Below are 17,775 nucleotides of genomic sequence, written 5' to 3'. Positions count from 1 at the left end.
GGGATGCCCGGTGTGGCGAGTGGGACCGCGGCGCGGATGACCGGCCGCCGGCGTGAGCTGGAGATCCTGAGCTCGGCGTTCGCCAACGCGCGCGCCGGCGCGGCCACGCTGGTGCGCGTCCGAGGTGCCGCGGGCACCGGCAAGACCACGTTGCTGGACGCGTTCGCGGAGCAGCTCGAAGACCGGGCGACGGTCCTGCGCGCCACGTGCCGCCGTCCCGGCCGCGCGACCGCCGAACGCGCCGTCGAGGAACTCCTCCCCGGTGGCGCGGGCGGGGACGGCACGCCGGTCGCGCTGGTGTCGCGGCGGCTGGGCCGGTGCCTGGCCGAGGTCACCGCCACCCGCCCGGCGGTGCTCGTGCTCGACGACTTCCACTGCTGTGACGAGGCTTCGCTGCGGGTGCTGGCCCACCAGCTGCACCGCGGCGCCGAACTGCCGCTGCTGCTCGTGGTCGCGCAGCGGCCCGCCGACCTGCCCGTCTGGCCGCCGCTGGCGCTGCCGCCGGGTGACGTCGCGACGATCGACCTGGCCGGGTTCGGGGAGGCGGTCGTCGAAGAGCTGGTCACGGAGCTCTGGCCGATCCGGCCGGAGCCCGGCTTCGCCGCCGACCTGACCGCGCTGACCGGGGGAAACCCGTCCCTGCTCGGCCAGGTGTGCCGGGCGCTGCGGACCGAAGGCTTCGCGCCGGACGACGACGGAGCCGCGCGGGCCCGGCTGCTCGCCCCGGGCGCCCACGCCCGCCTCGTGGAACGGATCCTCGCGGCCCGCCCGGCGTACGTGGGTTGCGTCGCCGAAGCCGCCGCGGTGCTCGACCGGGCCGACGTCGAGCTGGTCGCCCTGCTCAGCGGCGTGCCCGAACCCCTGGTCGGGGACGCGATCCGGGTGCTGGCCGCCGAGCACGTCCTCGACCCGGCCGGCCACGGGTTCGCCTCCGCCGAGGCGCGGGCCGGTGTCCTGGCCGGGATGCCGCAACGACGGCTCACCGCTTCGCGGCTGACCGCCGCCCGCCTGCTCAACGACCGCGGCCGGCCCGCGGAGGACGTCGGCGCGCACCTGCTCGGCCGGCGACGGCTGCCCGAGCAGTGGATGCGGGACGTCCTCGCCGAGGCCGCGCGCGCCGCGGAGCGGGCCGGCCGGCACACCGACGCGGCCCGCTACCTCGGGGTGCTGGTCGCCGACCGCCCCGAGGACGTGCCGACCCGGATCGAGTTCGCCCGCGTGGTCGGCGTGCGCGACCCGCTGGCCGCGTACGCGACGCTCGCCGGGACCGCGGAGCTGGCCGAGGACACCCGCAGCCGCGCGCTGATCTCCCTGCAGCTGGCCAAGGCCGCGCTGACGGCCCGGGAAGCGGGCGAGGCGACCCGGCTGCTGACGACGGCTCTCGCCGAGCTCGACGCGGAGCCCGCCGGCACCGCCCCGGAGGACGGCCGCGGCCTGCGCACCGAGCTCGAAGGCGCGCTGCTCGTGGTCGCCTTCGAACAGCCGGGGACCCTGGGCCTGCTCGACGGCCGGCTCGCCGCGATGTCCGGGCTGGGTGGTCAGACGCCGGCCGAGACGAGTGTGCTCGCCCTGGCCTCGGTGGCCCACATGCTGGCGGGCACCGACCGCGACACGGCCGTGTCGTGCGCGCGCCGGGCCCTGGACCGGCCGGAACCCGCGGTGCTCTGGTCCGCGTCGCTGGCCGCCTACGTCCTCTACCTCGCCGACGAGGTGGACGAGGCGTTCGGCGCCCTCGAAGACCTCGTCCCCGACGCGCCGCGCGACGACGCCGGCTGGCCGGCGATCACCGCCCTGACCGCGCAGTCGTGGCTCAGCTGCGGCGCCGGCGACCTCGCCCGGGCGCTTTCCGACGCGACCGCCGCCGTCCGGCTCGCCGACGGGGACGGCAGTCCGGAACTCGCCACGGCGCCACTGGTCTCCCAGGCGCTGATCCTGCTGCGGCAGGGGGACGTCGGAGGCGCGGAACAGGCGCTGGCCCGGGCCGACCGCGAGGGCCCGGACACCGCCGTCCTCCGGTTGCCGCACCGGTTGCTGGCCCGGGCCTGGCTGTGCGAACTGGGCGACGACCACGAAACCGCGCTCGGCCACCTCCTGACGTGTGGCCGGCTGCTGCGGGAGGAAGGCGTCCACAACCCGGTCTTCGCGCCGTGGTGGCTCGACGCCGCCCGCGTGCTCGTCACGCTCGGCCGGCGGAGCGAGGCGATCGCACTCGTCGAACAGGGCGAGGACCTGGCCCGGAGCTGGGGCACGGCGTCCGCGCGGGGCCTGGCCCTGCTGGGGCGTGGCCTCACGGCCGAGGGCGCCGCGGCCGTCGAACGGCTGGCCGCGGCCGCCGACGTGCTCGCCGGCACCCCGGCGTCCTGGTACCGGACCGAAGCGGAAATCCTGCTGGGCCAGGCGCTGCTGGAAGCGGGCGACCACCCCGGGGCCCGCAAGCACTACCGGGCGGCCGTCGACCTGTCGGTGCGTGCCGGGTTCTGGGGCCGGGCGGACCGGGCCCGGGCCGGCGTGACGGCGTCCGGCGGGCGGAACTACGCCGTGACCGGGAACGTCACCGACGTCCTGACGGTGGGGGAGCGGCGGGTCGGGGACCTGGCCGCGGCCGGCGCGACCAACCGCGAGATCGCGGACCGGCTCCTGCTGGCCCTGCGGACGGTGGAAATCCACCTGACGAGCGTGTACCGCAAACTCGGCGTCAACGGCCGCGCCCACCTGCAGGAGCTCTTCTCCCAGGGCCTGCTGGCGCCCGAGCCCGCGCTCGCCGGCGCCGAATTGTCCTGACGGACAACGGGTAATAATCGGCTCCGCGTGTGGTGTGGGTATTCCCGTCCGATCCGCGTAAACGCGTGCGAGAATGCGAGGGTGTCCCGCCGAGTGGGAACCACAATACGTGACAAACGTCCTGGTCTGCTCCCGACCTGCGGTGATAGCGTTCCCTTGGCAGTGGTTCGAGGGCGCTGACGATGGGATCCGGCAGGGGGATCCGCCGGGGATCGGAAGCGGGAGAAAACGGGGAGCGGAATGCGGCCGGTGGCGGGACTGGCGGTGGTCGTGGACGACGCCGGCGTGCTCGAGATGTCGCTCCCGTCCGGTGAGCAGCGGGTGCTCGCGCAGGGCATCGGCGCGGCCATGTGGATCGCGCTGGCCCAGCACGGCTGGGACCCCGGTGCAGCGGCGCTGACCCTCGCGCCCGAATGCGATCTCGAACCGGGCGAACTGGCCGATTCGATCCGCGCGTGGATGGGTGACCTGGCGGCGATCGGCGTGCTGGAGTCCTGAGCCCGAACGGTTCCCCGTACCGGATGGATAGTGGGCTCTCCGCCCGGAAACCGCCGTGGCGGCGGAAAAACCCTAGAGTTGACCGCGGCTCGTTGACCGTTCGCGCACTCGTGACAGACCCTCCCAACGCACAAGGGAATGTCCCGAGGATTGTGAGGCGCGGTGGTGGGCGGACAAGCGCAGGATCACCCGGCCGTGATCGGTGGCGGCGTGATGGGATCGGCCATCACGGCGATGGCACTGGGACACGGGGTTCCGGTCACACTGGTCGAAGCCGGCGACGAAGCATTGGACCTGGCGCGGCGGAGGGTGGACCAGCAGCTGCGGCACGGCCGCCTGATGGGTGCGTTCCCCGACGTCGAACCGGGTGAGCTGACGGCGACGACGGACCTGACCGCGGCCAAGGGCGCGACGGCCGTCGTCGAAGCGATCATCGAAGACGCGTCGAGCAAGGCCGACGTACTGGCCAGGATCGCGGGGCTCGTCGCCCCGCGGACCCCGTTGATCACCAACACCTCCGGCATCCCGGTCGACGAGCTCGCCGATGCGGTCGAGCGCCCGGAGGACCTGCTCGCGACGCACTTCATGAACCCGACGTACCTCATCCAGACCGTCGAGGTCGTGCGCGGCCCGCGGACGGGGGGCGACACGCTCGCCAACGTGCTGGCGCTGCTGGAGCGGCTGAAGCGGCGCCCGATCGTCGTGAACGACTCCCCGGGGTTCGTCACGAGCCGGCTGCTGCACCCGCAGATCAACGACGCCGCGCGGCTGGTCGAAGAGGGCACCGCCTCGGTCGAGTCGGTCGACGAGCTCATGCAGGGCTGCCTCGGCCACCCGACGGGCCCGTTGCGCACCGCGGACCTGATCGGCCTGGACAACCTGGCCGACGCGCTGCGCCTGTTGTCCGAGCGCACCGGCGACCCGCGGCACCTGCCGTGCGCGCTGCTGGAGTCCAAAGTGGCCGAAGGCCACCTCGGCCGGAAGTCCGGACGAGGGTTCTACGAGTACGGGAAGGTGTTCCAGTGAACGACGTCTCCACCACCGAAACCCCGGCGCGGACGCCGGAGGTCGTCGCCCAGCAGATCAAGGATTTCCTGGCCGGGCGCATCAACCAGGAGGTCCCCTCGGACCAGGACCTGTTCCGCACCGGGCTGGTGTCCTCGATGTTCGCCATGGAGCTGGTCGTGTTCCTCGAGCAGACCTACGGCATCGCGATCGTCGGCCCGGACCTGAAGCTGGACAACTTCCGCACCGTGGACGGCATGTCCGCACTCGTCCGGCGCCTGCTCGATGAGTGAGGACCCGCTCGCCGGTGCGGCCGGCGAGCTGACCGCGCTGGTCGGCGACCGGGCGGCCGCGTGGGATGTCGAGGGCCTGCTGCCCGTCGACATGCTCCGCGGGCTCGGCGCCCGCGGGCTGCTGTGCGCCGAGGTGCCCGCCGACTTCGGCGGTCTCGGCGCGAGCAGCCTCCACAGTGGACACTTCACCGCGCACGCCGGCGCGTTGTGCAGCTCGCTGCGCAGCGTGATGACGTCGCAGGGCATGGCGGCGTGGACGATCCAGCGGTTCGGGGACCGGGCCCAGCGGGCGAAGTACCTCGGCCGGCTGACCTCGGGTGACCTGGCCGCGGTCGCGTTCAGCGAACCGGCCGCGGGCAGCGACCTGTCTTCGGTGGCGACGACCGTGCGCGCCGACGGTGACGACATCGTCATCAGTGGCGAGAAGGTCTGGATCACCGCGGCGGCCTACGCCGACCTGCTCGTCGTCGTCGGCGAGCTCGACGGGCTGGGTGCCGCCGTGGTCGTCCCGGCCCGCGCGGAAGGCGTGTCGATCGAACGCATCCCCTACCCCAGCGGGTGCCGGGCGGCCGGTCACTCGACCGTGCGGCTCGACAACGTCCGGCTGCCGCGCTCCGCCCTGCTGGGCGGCGGCGGCGTCGACCTGTCCATGCTGGTCACGACGGCGCTGGCGTACGGCCGGATTTCGGTCGCCTGGGGGTGCGTCGGCATCCTGCGGGCCTGCCTGAGGGCGGCCGGCGACCACGCGGGCAAGCGGCACCAGGGCGGGATCCCGCTGGCCGACCGCCAGCTGGTGGCCCGTCACCTCGCCGACCTGTTCGCCGACGAGCAGGCCGCGACCCGGGTGTGCGAGCACGCCAGCCGGGCGTGGGACCAGCGCTCCCCGGAGATGGTGGTCTCGACCGTGCTGGCGAAGTACGTCAGCTCGACGAGCGCGGCACGCGGTGCCGCGGCGGCGGTGCAGGTGCTGGCCTCGGCCGCCGCGCAGGACGGCCACGTGGTCGCCCGCGCGCACCGCGACGCGAAGCTCATGGAACTCATCGAGGGCAGCAACGAAATCTGCCAGCTGATCCTGGCGGGGCACACGCGTGTCCTCGCGAACAGCGGCGGCTAAGGAGGAGTCCGGTGGCAAGCACGCAAATGGTCAAGTGTCTCGTGTGGGACCTCGACAACACGCTGTGGAACGGGACACTGCTGGAGGACGGCTCGGTCCAGATCCCCGAGCCGATCCGGGAGCTCGTGCGGACCCTGGACGCGCGCGGCATCCTGCAGACCGTCGCGAGCAAGAACGACCACGACCACGCCTGGGCGCGGCTGGAGGAGCTGGGCCTCGCGGAGTACTTCGTGCTGCCGCGGATCGGCTGGAACCCGAAGTCGGAGTCCATCCGGGCGATCGCGGACGAGCTGAAGTTCGCCCTCGACACCATCGCCTTCGTCGACGACCAGGAGGCCGAGCTCGCCGAGGTGACGTTCCACCTCCCGCAGGTGCGGACCTACCGCGCCGAGAAGGTGCTGGAACTGGCGTCCCTGCCGGAGTTCAGCCCGGCCACGGTCACCGTCGACTCGCGGCGGCGCCGGCAGATGTACCAGGCGTCGTTCCGCCGCCAGGAGGCGCAGGCCGGCTTCACCGGCCCGGACGAGGACTTCCTGCGGTCGCTGGACCTGAAGATGACGATCGGCCCGGCGACCGACGCCGAGCTGACGCGCGTCGAGGAACTGACCCGGCGCACCAGCCAGATGAACGCGACCGGCGTCCACTACTCCCACGAGGCGCTGAGCGCCCTGATCGACGACCCCGGGCACCGGGTGCTGGTGGTGAGCATGCAGGACCGCTTCGGGCCGCACGGCGCCGTCGGCGTGCTGCTGCTGGAGACCGGGCACGAGGTCTGGCACCTGAAGCTGCTCGCGACGTCCTGCCGGGTCGTGTCGTTCGGGGCCGGCTCGATCATCCTGCGCTGGCTGATCAACCAGGCCGCCACCGCCGACGCGCACCTGGTGGCCGACTTCCGGCCGACCGACCGCAACCGGATGATGGAGATCGCCTACCGCTTCACCGGGTTCGCCGACGAGGCGTGCGCGTGCCAGGCCGTGCTCGCCGACCCGGGCCTGGACGGCCTGCAGCGCCTGCACCTCGAGCCGGTGCCGCAGGAAGAGCCGACGACCGTGGCCCTGGTGGCCCCCGACCTCACCGAGCGGATCAGCGTGCACTGAGCGCCGCAACGGTAAAACCGAAGGCCGCCGCGGGAATCCCGCGGCGGCCTTCGGTTTTCGGGGGTTCGGGGGGTCAGCTCGCCTTGCGGATGAGCGTCATGCCGTCGGCGACCGGCAGCAGCGACATCTCCACCCGCGGGTCGTCCCGCACGAAGCGGTTGAACTCGCGGATGGCCACCGTGTCCGGGTCCTGGGCGGCCGGATCGGTGACCCGGCCGAAGAACAGCGTGTTGTCGACGACGACGAGCCCGTCCGGTGCCAGGAGCATCAGGGCGGCCTCGTAGTAGGCGGCGTAACCCGCCTTGTCGGCGTCGATGAAGACCAGGTCGACGGAGCCGGGGCCGTACTCGGCGAACAGCGAGTCGAGTACCGCGGTCGCCGGGGCGATCCGCAGGTCGATCCGGTCTTCGACGCCGGCCCGGCGCCAGTAGGGGCGGCCGAAGGCCGGCCAGCGGTCGGTGACGTCGCAGGTGATCAGCAGGCCGCGGTCGGGCAGCGCCCGGGCCATGCAGAGTGAGCTGTACCCGGTGAAGGTGCCGACCTCCACCACCGTTCGCGCCCGCGTGAGCTTGACCAGCAGCGCGAGCAACTGGCCCTCCTCGGCGGACACCTGCATCGCCGCACCCATCGGCAGCGACGCCGTTTCTTCTCGCAACTCGCGCAGGATCTCGTCCTCGGCACGGGAATGGTCGCTCACGTACGTGAGCACGTCGGAGGACGCCAGTAGTTGGCTCGCCATGGCGTGAGCGTAGGGGCGCGGCTACCTGGAACTGTCTAGTAAGTCGGCCGCTCAGCCGAGCCGCAGGAGGCCCTGGTGGACGCGGTGCAGCAGCTCGAGCGGCGGCCGGTCGGTGACCCCCAGGTCGACGCCGCGCGCGAGCAGCAGCCCGTCCCGGATGCCCTGCAGGACGAGCGCGCGGGTGACGTCCAGCGGCCGCATCAGGTACGCGGCGACCTCGGCCACCGACGTCGGGATCTGGCACATCCGGCAGACGGCCGCGAGGTCGGGGTCGAGCCCGGTGGCGCCGCGGTGCCGCCCGGTCGTGGTCAGCATGACCTCGGGCGGCAGGGGGTGGCGCGGCCCCGGCCGCGGCGGGCGGGTGCCGCGGACGTAGGGCCGCGGGCGCGGCGCCTCGCGCATGCCGAGCGGCTCCCGGGCGGGGCTCTCGGTCTTCGGCCAGGTCGGTCCGAGCGGTCCCAGCGGTACGGGAGGTTCGGCGGGCTGGGGCGGCTTGACCTGCTCGGTCGTGACCGCCGTGCCCGCTTCGGCCCCGTTCGTGCCCGGTTCCGGGCTCGCGGCGGTCGGCTCGGACTTGGGTTTGGGTGTGAACCCATGTTCGACCCACAGGTCGTAGTCGCCCCAGCCGCCGAAGGTCAGCGGGTGGTATTCGATCTTGCTGGGGCGGCGTTTACGATTCTTATTCATGTTTCTGGCCCCGTAAAGTCCGTGTGCGGCGCGGCGCACAGCCTGACCACCGGGCGGTCAGGCCTGTCAAGTATCGCCGCCAGAGACGTGGGTTTTCCTGGGACTTCGTGGGTAGTGCGTTGTCCACGAGGCCCAAGTGCAGACAAAACGAAGGCGCCGGGCTTGTTAAACCAACATTCTGGGTCCTACGCTGGGAGGCCAAGTCGCTCGACGCAACGATGGGTGAGCGGCGGCGACGAGCCGCTGTGTGGGTCGGAGGGTGATGGTGTTGCCCGGACCAGGTAGGGCCGAACCGGCGATGGCGGACGCGCTCGTCCGCTCTGTCGCGGTGCCCGCCGTCCGGGAGCGCCCGGCCGGTGGGGACGGCCCCGCGGCCCCGTCCGTGCTGACCCTCCCGTGGCGGGGCGAGTTCGAACGCCGCGCCCGGCGCGCCGGGGACGTCCGCCTGGTCGAACGCGAAGACGAGATCGCCGTGCTGCGGCGGGGGATTCGCGGCGCGGTCGCCGGCCGGTCGGGCCGGGTGGTCGTGGTCGGCCCGCGCGGCGCGGGCAGCAGCGCGCTGCTCGCCGCGGCCGTCCGCGAAGCGCGCGTCGCCGGGATGATCACGGCGTTCGCCCGCTGCACCCCCGCCGAGTCCACCGTTCACCGCGGCGTCATCAACCAGCTCTCCGCGGACATCGCGGGCGCCGGCTGCCGGCTCGACAGTGGCACGCGCACCTGCGGCCGGGCGCTGGCCGAGCGGACCATCCCGACGTTGTGCGGGGACTTCGTGGGGGTCGCCAGCCAGGGGCCGCTCCTGATCGCCGTCGACGATTCGCAGTGGTGCGACCCGGGCTCGCGAGCCTGGCTCGAGGCCATGGAACACCGGCTGCAGCAGGCACCGATCCTGCTGGTCCGCGCCGTGATGCAGGCCGGCTCGCGCTCGGCCGCCGTGCGGGCCGACGGGGTGGACACCGTCGTCGTCCGGCCGCTGACCGAAGAGGGCCTGCGGCAGCTGGTCGCGGACCGCTTCCCGGGCACCCGCCCGGACGCGCGGTTCGTCGCCGGGCTGCACCTCGCCACCGGGGGCAAGCCGGCGCTGGTGGCCCCGGTCCTCGAACGGCTCTCCGCCGCCGGGCTCGAGCCGGTCGCCGAGCGCCTGCCCGCCGTCATCGCGCACCTGGGCGACCTGCGGGACGCCGACCTCGCCGTCTCGATCGCCGCGCTCCCGGCCGACGCCCTGAACCTGCTGCGGGCCATCGCGATGTGCCGCGGCCTGCTCGACTTCGAGCTCGTGACGACACTGGCGGGCCCGCTGACCGGCTCGGCCGAGGCCGCCTCGCGGATGCTCAGCGGGTTCGGCCTGGTGTTCGGCGGCGCCGAACCGCGAGTGGTCGACGACGGCACGGCGGACGCCGCCCTGGGCACCTTGAACTCCGCCGAGCGCGCGGACCTCGCGGCCCGCGCGGCCGAGCTCGCCTACCGCGCCGCGGTCCCGGACGACCAGCTCGCCGAGCTGCTGACGACGATCCGGCCGATCGGCACGACCTGGGCGGTCGCCACCCTGCGGCGCGCGGCCGAGCAGCGCCGCGCGATCGGCGACCGGCACGGCGCGGCCCGGCTGCTCACGCGGGCGCTGCGTGAACCGGTCAGCCAGGCCGAACGCCGGAAGCTGATGCTGGGCCTGGCCCTGGCGGAGGTCGCCGACCAGCCCGAGCTGAGCGACCTGCGGCTGCAGCGGGTGCTGCTCGACGCCGGGCCCGAGGTCTCCGGTGCCGTCCTGCTCGACGCGGCCGACCACCTGCTTTCGCGGGGCGACACCCGCACCGCGCACCGCGCGATCGCCGCGACCTGGCGTCGTCGCAGCGCCTTCGACGCCGGCACGTCGGCGCTCGCCGCGCTCGGCTGGCTGGCGCAGGAGGACTCCGTGTCGGGCCCGGTCGTGCCGACGCCGGTGTTCGGGGCGCCCGCGGCCCAGCCCGGTGCGCAGGACCCGGCGGTCGCCGCGACGATCGCGTCGGAGCTGGCCGGCCGGGGCCGGGAGTTCGACCGGGCGCGCGAGCTGGCCCGGCTGGCGCTCGTGCCGCGGTCCGGGAAACTGCCGTCCAGTCTGCGGATCCAGGCCGCCTGGGTGCTGTTCTGCACCGACGACCTCACCGAAGCCGTGCTCGGCCTGACCGACGTGCTGCAGGACGCCACCCGCGTCGGGGCCCGGGCCGCCGCGGCGAACGCGCTGCTGATGCGGGCCCGCTGCGAACTGCGGCGCGGCAACCTCGGGCAGGCCGAAGCGGACCTCGAAGCGGTGGAAACCCGGTTGCCGGAACGGGCTTGGCACCCGCGCTCGGTGTCCCGGCTGCTGGCGGTGCGGGCCGAGTTCGCGCTCGCCGGCACGCGGCTGGACGAGGCCGAAAAGGCCGTCGCCGATCCGCTGCCCGCCGGGGCCGAGGACGGCATGGCCGCCGCGTACTTCCTGCTGCGACGCGGGGCCGTGCGGCTCGCCACCGGCGACCCGGCGGCGGCACTCGAAGACTTCCGCGCGGCCGGGCGCGGTACGCGTGCCCGTCGCGAGGGCAACGCCGTGGACCTGCCGTGGCGCACCGGCGTGGCGGTCGCGCTGGCCCGCCTCGGCGAATCCGGCGCGGCGGCCGAGATCGCACGGGAAGCGCTGGCGCGCGCCGAAACCTGGGGCGCGCCGAGCGGCCGGGGCACCGCGAGCCTGTACCTGGCGGAGGTCTTCGACGGCGCCGAAACCCGCACCACGCTGGAGCAGGCGGTCGCGCTGCTGGAGGGATCGCCGCTGCGGGTCGAGTTCCTGACCGCGGTGACCGACCTGGCCGGCGCGTGTCTCGACGACGGCGACCCGGCGGAAGCCGCGTCGCTGCTGGGCCGGGTCGCCACGATCCGGCCGCTGCTGCTGCCCGCCGGACTCGTGGCCAAGATCCGCGACGTGTCCGGCCGGCTCACCCGCAGCACCACCACGAGCACCGTCGCGCCGGCGGCGGGCGATCCCGTCGGTTCACTGTCCGAAGAGGAGGCCAGCATCGCGGCGCTCGCGGCCGCGGGCCATTCGAATCCGGAGATCGCGCGGGCGCTGCGGCTCAGCGGCCGGCTCGTCGAACTGCGCCTGACCCGGATCTACCGCAAGCTGACGGTGACCGGGCGGCGGCAGCTGACCGAGCTCATGAGTCCCGATTCCGCGGCGAGTTGATGACCGGTGCTACTGGAGCGTGACGCCGAGCGGGCCGCGATAGCGACCGCGCTGAACGCGGCCGCGGGCAGCGACGGCTCGCTGCTGCTGATCAGCGGACCGGCGGGCAGCGGCAAGTCGGCCCTGCTCCGCGACGCGACCGCGTCGGCCCTGGCCGCCGGCGCCCGGGTGCTGCGCGCGGACGCGACCCAGCTCGAAGAGGACTTCGCGTTCGGCATCGCGCAGCAGCTGTGCCGTCCGGTGCTCGTCGCGGCCGGCACGGCCGAGCGCGAGCGCTGGTTCCAGGGCGCGTCCGAGCAGATCCTGCGCGCGCTGACCGAAGAACGCCTCGTCACCAACGGCCACGAGCACAACCTGCCCACCGAAGCCGTCCTCTATGGACTGCACACGGTGGTGCACGCGATGTCGCACGACGACCTGGTCGTGGTGATCGTCGACGACCTGCAGTGGGCGGACCACGGTTCGCTGCGGTTGCTGGCCTACCTGGCCAAGCGGCTCAGCGGGTCGCGGATCCTGCTCGCGCTGGCCGTGGCGGAGGAGTGCGAGGCGCCGAAGTACGCGCTGGTGCACGAACTCGTCACCGCGGCCGCGCGGATCGTCGTCCCCGCGCCGCTGTCGCCCGAGGGTGTCGCGTCGATGGCCGAGGTCGCGTTCGGCGAACGCGCCGAGGAACCGTTCACCGCGATGCTGCACCGGGTTTCGGGCGGCAACCCGGCGAACGTCGCGACCGTCCTCACCGGACTGGTCGGCGAGGGCCTGCGCCCGATCGCCGCGCAGATCGCGGCGGCCACGGCCGAAGCCGAGCGGTTGCTCGACCACCGGATCATGCTGTCGCTCGGGTCGCAGCCGCCCGCGGTGCTCGCGCTGGTGCGCGCGGTCGCGGTCCTCGGCGACCTGGCCGAGCCGCAGCTCGCCGCCGACCTGGCCGGCCTCGACGAGGTCGAGTACAAGTCCGCGCTGCAGAGCCTCGAACGCCTCGGACTGCTCGTCCACGACGACCGCCGGATCGGGTTCGCCAACGCCACGGTCCGGGAAGGCGTCGAGCCGGCGATCCCGGTGGAACTGCGCGAAGTCCTGTACCGCCGGGCGGCACGGCTGCTCTACGAACACGGCCGGCCCGCCGAGCGCGTCGCCGAGAAGCTGATGAAGGTCGGCGCGGCCGAGGATCCGTGGGAGGTCCGGATCCTCAGCTCCGCAGCGGCGACCGTGCTGGAGCGCGGCGCCGGGGACCTGGCCGCGCGCTACCTGCGCCGGGCGTTGCTCAACACCTCGCCCGACAGCGAGGAACGCGGCCGCCTGATGGTGGAGCTCGCCGCGGCCGAACGGGGTTTCGACCTGATCGCGTCGGCGCGGCACGTGTCGCAGGCGTTGTCGCTGCTGCCCGCCGGGGCCGCGCAGGCGGAAGCGGCCCTGTGGATCCCGCCCGGCCTCGCGGTGACGGTGCCCGCGCTCGGCGCGGCCGTCCGCACGGCCGTCGAATCCGTGCTGCGGGAGGCGGATCCGGCGGGCGGAACGGACTTGGAACTGCGGGCGGAAGCGCGGTCCTGGTACCCGGGGACACGCCCGCCGGGACAGGGTGACGCCGCGCTGGCCCGCCTGCGCGAGCTGGAGACGGCCGAGCGGCTCGACTCGCCGGCCGGCCGCGAGCTCGCCGTCGTGCTGCTGCACTCCGCCGCGTTGTCCGGCAGCGTGGCGGCCGACGAAGTCGAGACCGTCCTCAAGCGACTGGTCACCGAGGAACCCTTCGACCCGGCGCACGCCTACACGGCCCTGCCGCTTCTCGTCACCACGCTGGTGGCCGCCGACACGGCGAGCGTCCTCGAACCCGCGCTGGCCGCGGCGGCTGAGCAGGCGACCCAGCGCCGGTGGCAGGACACCGCGCACCTGATCGCCGCGGAGACCGCGGAAGTCAAACGGGCGCAAGGGGATCTGGCCAAGGCCCGGCGGATCGCGCTGGGCGTCCTCGAAGGCGCCGACCACGAAACCTGGCCGGACGCGCTCGCGCTGTCGGTCACCACGCTGGCCCAGATCGCCCTGGAGACCCAGGATCCCGAGCTCGGCGAGCGCCTGCTGGCGGTGCCGATGGACAGCACCGACCACCGCGTGTTCGCCGCCCGCCGGCTGACCCGCGGCATGATCGACCTGGTCCGGGGCGATCCCGCCACGGCACTGGGCCGGTTCCTCGACTGCGGCCGGCGGCTGGAGCGCGAGGGCTGGGTCAACACGCCCCAGTACCCGTGGCGCACCTGGGCCGCGCTGGTGCGCCAGCGGATGGGCGACCTGCCGGCCGCGCAGGCGCACGCCGCGGCGGAGGACATCGTCGCCCAGCAGTGGGGGAGCCCGCTGAGCGTCGGGCGTTCCCTGCGGTTGCAGGGAATGCTGACCGGCGGCGCCGACGGCATCGACCTGCTCCACGAGGCCGCGAGCATCATCCGCGAGTCCGAAGACCTCGCCGAACGTGCCCGCACCTCGGTGATCCTCGGTACCCGCCTGCTCGACTCCGGTGATCCGGACGCGGCGGGATTCCTTGCGGAGAGCCGGGAACTGGCCAAGGCCATCGGCGCGACCTGGCTGGACGGCACGGGGGAGACCGAGCTGAACGGCCCCGTGCTGCGGTTTTCCGGCGGCGGTCTGGAAAACCTGACGAAGGCGGAGGCCGCGGTGGCCCGCCTGGTCGTGCGCGGCTGGACGAACCAGCAGATCGCGGACTCTCTGGGGGTAACCCGGCGCGCGGTCGAGAAGAATCTGACCGGTACCTACCGCAAGCTCGAGGTCAGCGGGCGGGCCGAGCTCATCGACCACCTCGGCGAAGCCGAGCTCGACTGAGCGCCGCACCGCGCCGTGGTGCGGTACCGCACCCGCCGGGTACGGACCGCACGCCGCGTGCGGTGCGGGGGTTCGGACCCCCCTTCACCTGCGAATCCCCTGGCCGAGGCCAAGATGCGGCTGTGCGTGGGTCACCACCGGTGTTCGGTACCGAACCGCACCGCACCGCACTCCGTACCTCCGTACCCCCAACGGGGGCGCACCACAGTGTTAAGGCCAGGTGTCCGGCAGCTGTTGCCCCTGCTAATCGGCCGTGCCTAACATGATCTGCGTCACCCCGGAGATGTGGCCACACGATCGCCACCAGTACCCGGCTTTCTTGTCGGAGTGCTTCTCGCCGAAGAGAGGAATCCCTTCATGAGTGCAGACGTCGCAGACGCGGTCACAGGTATCGGCCTGGCTTCGGCGCTGGAGCGAATCAGCCGTCCCGCGCCGCGCAAGCCGGCCCCTCGGCCGGTCACCCCGGAAATGTGCATGGTGAACCTCGACCACCGGCTGCGCATTGTCTCGGCCAGCATGGAATTCTTCCGGGTGTTCGAACGCACGTCGGACGGCGTCACCGGAACCAGCCTCTGCGATCTGCTGCACCCCAGTGTGCGGGACAAGGTCGAGCAGCAGCTCCGCCTGCTGGTCCGCGGTGAGCGCACCCGGTTCTCCGAGCGCATCCTGGTCATGCGGGACAACGGCACGACGCTCAGCGGCGATTTCCTCGGTTCGACCGTGCACAGCGTGGGCGACCGGCTCGACAGCCTCACCGTGGTGTTCCGGCCGGACAAGTCCGACCGGGAAAACCAGGTCGCGGTCAGCCGGAAGAAAATCCTGACCGAGATGGACGCCCGCATTCTCGAGGGCGTCGCGTCGGGTGTTTCGACGATTCAGCTGGCCGCCAATCTCTACATGAGCCGGGGCGGCGTCGAATACCACGTGACGACGCTGCTGCGGAAGATGAAGGTCAAGAACCGGCCCGCGCTGATCTCGAAGGCCTATTCGATGGGCATCTTCGGGGTCGGTTCCTGGCCGCCGCGCGCGCTGCCGGACTTCGTCCGGTGACCCGCCGGTGGTGACGGGCCGGACCGGTGACGCCGAGGGCGGGCCGCAGGTGCACTCGCGAGACGGGTGGGCGTGCGGCCCGCTTCGCTGTGACGACCAGGACCATGTCCCGAGCCGGTCGCGCGATGTGGGCTCGTGACCCGGGTCACCGCCCACGTGTGGCTTTGTGTGGCTTTGCTCGTTCGTCGCTTCCTGTACACAAGGGAGCACAGAAACGAGAGTTTTGGCTGCGTACGGTGACAGTCGCCAGGTGGACGGATGGTAACGGTTGGATATTCGTCGCGATCGGGTCTTGCAAACACAGGCGAACACAGGCAATATCACTCAAACCAAAGAGTTCTCGGCGGAGGTGTACCGAAGTGTTCGTGACCCTGACGGCGAACCCGAGCGTCGACCGGACGGTCGAGGTCGACCGGCTCATCCGGGGTGGTCTGCACCGTGCCTCCGGCGCCAGCGTCCAGCCGGGCGGAAAAGGCATCAACGTGGCGCGTGCCTTGGTGCGCAACGGACTCAAGGCCCGCGCGGTGGTTCCCGCCGGCGGCGCCGAGGGCGACCAGCTGATCAGCTTGCTCGAGGACTACAACATCGACGTGGTCCGGGTGCGCACGGAAGAGTCCGTGCGCAGCAACATCAGCGTCGTCGAGCCGGATGCCACCGTGACGAAGGTCAACGAGATCGGCCCGCACCTGAGCGGACGCGAGATCGAGACCCTGTGCGACGTCCTGCTGGCCAACGTGGCCGACGCGGAATGGGTTGTGGCAGCGGGAAGTCTGCCGCCCGGCGTGGGCGAAGACTTCTACGCGGAGCTGATCGCGCGCCTGGCCCCCAGCGGGGTCCGGGTCGTCGTCGACACCAGCGGCCCGGCGTTCCGGACGTCCGTGAAGGCCGGGCCGGCACTGGTCAAGCCGAACCTCGACGAGCTCGAGGAAGCGGTCGACCGGCAGCTCGACACCGTGCGGGACGTCGTGGACGCCGCACAGGAACTGCGCTCTCTGGGCGCGGGCACGGTTTTGGCCAGTCTCGGCAGCAAAGGTGCCGTGCTGGTCGAAGACGCGGGGATCTGGTGCGCCAACGCATCGGCCGAACCGCGAAGCTCGGTCGGTGCCGGCGACGCGATGCTCGCCGGTTTCCTGGCGGCAGGGGGGAGTGGCCCGCAAGCGCTGGCCACAGCCGTCGCCTGGGGTGCGGCCGCGGTGTCGCTCCCGGGCAGCACGATGCCGGGTCCCGAAGACGTGGGGGCACGTCGAGTGCGGGTGGACCCGCATCCCGGCTGGGACGAGAAGATTCGTGAATAGCCTTACGGCACAACGGAACCGGCTCGCTCCGGCCACCGCCATCCCGTGATGGCGCAACCCTCAAATCACCTTTCCAGAAGAGGAAGCCAACGATGACTACCACCACGGAGATCGACGACGAAACTCCGTCGAGGGCGGAGCGCGCACGGGTCTCGATCCAGCGCTTCGGCGGTCAACTCGCCAGCATGGTCATGCCGAACATCGGCGCGTTCATCGCCTGGGGCCTGATCACCGCGCTGTTCATCCCGAGCGGGTGGACGCCGAACGCCCACATCGCCGAGCTCGTCGACCCGATGATCAACTTCCTGCTGCCGGTGCTCATCGGTTACACCGGTGGCCGGCTGGTCCACGGCCAGCGCGGTGCGGTCGTCGGCGCGGTCGCGACGGTCGGCATCGCGGTCGGCGCGTCGATCCCGATGTTCCTGGGCGCGATGATCGTGGGGCCGCTGGGCGGCTTCCTCATCAAGCTGTGGGACGACAAGGTCGGCAGCAAGACCGCGCCGGGCTTCAAGATGCTCGTCGACAACTTCAGCGCCGGCATCATCGGCGGCATCATGGCGGTGCTGGGCCTGCTGGGCATCGGCCCGGTCGTGCAGGGCATCACCAAGGGCCTCGGCAACGGCGTGCAGGCCCTGATCGACGGCCACCTGCTGCCGCTGGTCTCGATCATCGTCGAGCCGGCCAAGGTGCTGTTCCTCAACAACGCGATCAACCACGGTGTGCTGAGCCCGCTGGGCGTCGCCGACGCGTTGAAGGACGGCAAGGCCATCGAGTTCCTGATCGAGCCGAACCCCGGCCCCGGTCTCGGCATCCTGCTGGCGCTGACCTTCTTCGGTGCCCGCAGCGCGCGGGCCACCGCGCCGGGCGCGATCGTCATCCAGTTCCTGGGCGGCATCCACGAGATCTACTTCCCGTACATCCTGGCCACCCCGCGCCTGATCCTGGCCGCGATCGCCGGTGGCGCCGCGGGTGTCGCGACGTTCGCGATCTTCGACGCGGGCCTGACGGCGACGCCGTCGCCGGGCAGCATCATCGCGGTCCTCGCGGTGACCCCGAAGGGTGGCTACCTGGGCGTGGTCGCCGGGGTCCTGATCGCGGCGGTCGTATCGTTCATCGTCGCTGCGGCCTTGCTGAAGTTCGGCAAGGATGCCCGCAGGGAAGAGCGGGAACTCGCCGTCGCCGAAGGCGGAGCGGTGGCTTGAC

General features: G+C 72.6%; 13 protein-coding genes. 11 read left to right on the top strand and 2 right to left on the bottom strand.

What is annotated here, in order from left to right; all coding sequences use genetic code 11:
* The first annotated feature begins 12 nt into the window (after positions 1 to 12).
* The 6 genes from OG494_RS13880 to OG494_RS13855 all read left to right on the top strand — a co-directional run bounded on the left by OG494_RS13880 (position 13) and on the right by OG494_RS13855 (position 6,788).
* The gene (locus OG494_RS13880; RefSeq protein WP_328455643.1) at positions 13 to 2,781 is read left to right on the top strand and encodes an AAA family ATPase; all 2,769 of its coding nucleotides are present in this window, start codon (positions 13 to 15) and stop codon (positions 2,779 to 2,781) included.
* Positions 2,782 to 3,030: 249 nt separating this feature from the next.
* Entirely contained in the window at positions 3,031 to 3,279 is a 249-nt protein-coding gene (locus OG494_RS13875) for a hypothetical protein (RefSeq protein WP_328455641.1), read from the top strand.
* Positions 3,280 to 3,441: 162 nt separating this feature from the next.
* Positions 3,442 to 4,305: a 3-hydroxyacyl-CoA dehydrogenase family protein gene (locus tag OG494_RS13870; RefSeq protein WP_328455639.1), complete on the top strand. Its 864-nt coding sequence runs from the start codon at positions 3,442 to 3,444 to the stop codon at positions 4,303 to 4,305.
* A complete protein-coding gene (locus OG494_RS13865) occupies positions 4,302 to 4,577 on the top strand; it encodes an acyl carrier protein (RefSeq protein WP_247051670.1) in 276 nt (91 codons plus the stop codon). The genes OG494_RS13870 and OG494_RS13865 overlap by 4 nt, the downstream gene beginning before the upstream one ends.
* Complete coding sequence (locus tag OG494_RS13860) at positions 4,570 to 5,691, top strand: acyl-CoA dehydrogenase family protein (RefSeq protein ID WP_328455636.1); 1,122 nt, start codon at positions 4,570 to 4,572, stop codon at positions 5,689 to 5,691. The genes OG494_RS13865 and OG494_RS13860 overlap by 8 nt, the downstream gene beginning before the upstream one ends.
* 26 nt (positions 5,692 to 5,717) lie before the next feature.
* Positions 5,718 to 6,788, top strand: coding sequence for an HAD-IIIC family phosphatase (locus OG494_RS13855; RefSeq protein ID WP_328458937.1), 1,071 nt, complete (start codon positions 5,718 to 5,720; stop codon positions 6,786 to 6,788).
* A 73-nt stretch (positions 6,789 to 6,861) separates the two neighbouring features.
* On the opposite strand, the gene OG494_RS13850 is transcribed toward OG494_RS13855, so the two are convergent.
* Positions 6,862 to 7,527, bottom strand: coding sequence for an O-methyltransferase (locus OG494_RS13850; protein ID WP_328455634.1), 666 nt, complete (start codon positions 7,525 to 7,527; stop codon positions 6,862 to 6,864).
* A gap of 51 nt (positions 7,528 to 7,578) precedes the next feature.
* Positions 7,579 to 8,214: a DUF742 domain-containing protein gene (locus OG494_RS13845; protein WP_328455632.1), complete on the bottom strand. Its 636-nt coding sequence runs from the start codon at positions 8,212 to 8,214 to the stop codon at positions 7,579 to 7,581.
* A 268-nt stretch (positions 8,215 to 8,482) separates the two neighbouring features.
* Between OG494_RS13845 and OG494_RS13840 the strand changes: the two genes are divergently transcribed.
* From OG494_RS13840 to mtlA, 5 genes are all read left to right on the top strand, one after another.
* Complete coding sequence (locus OG494_RS13840) at positions 8,483 to 11,401, top strand: AAA family ATPase (RefSeq protein WP_328455630.1); 2,919 nt, start codon at positions 8,483 to 8,485, stop codon at positions 11,399 to 11,401.
* 6 nt (positions 11,402 to 11,407) lie between these two features.
* Complete coding sequence (locus OG494_RS13835; RefSeq protein ID WP_328455628.1) at positions 11,408 to 14,227, top strand: helix-turn-helix transcriptional regulator; 2,820 nt, start codon at positions 11,408 to 11,410, stop codon at positions 14,225 to 14,227.
* 327 nt (positions 14,228 to 14,554) lie between these two features.
* Entirely contained in the window at positions 14,555 to 15,277 is a 723-nt protein-coding gene (locus OG494_RS13830) for a helix-turn-helix transcriptional regulator (RefSeq protein WP_328455626.1), read from the top strand.
* 359 nt (positions 15,278 to 15,636) lie between these two features.
* Positions 15,637 to 16,572, top strand: coding sequence for a 1-phosphofructokinase (gene pfkB / locus OG494_RS13825; protein ID WP_328455624.1), 936 nt, complete (start codon positions 15,637 to 15,639; stop codon positions 16,570 to 16,572).
* A 92-nt stretch (positions 16,573 to 16,664) separates the two neighbouring features.
* Positions 16,665 to 17,774 carry a mannitol-specific PTS transporter subunit IIC gene (gene mtlA / locus OG494_RS13820; RefSeq protein WP_328455622.1) on the top strand — a complete coding sequence of 370 codons (1,110 nt, stop codon included), beginning with the start codon at positions 16,665 to 16,667 and terminating at the stop codon, positions 17,772 to 17,774.
* Position 17,775 lies beyond the last annotated feature (1 nt).

Origin of the sequence: Amycolatopsis sp. NBC_00438, from assembly GCF_036026695.1 — a bacterium.
GTDB lineage: Bacteria > Actinomycetota > Actinomycetes > Mycobacteriales > Pseudonocardiaceae > Amycolatopsis.
The sequence above is the reverse complement of the archived record's forward strand: the minus strand, read 5'-3'. Positions and strand labels throughout refer to the sequence as shown.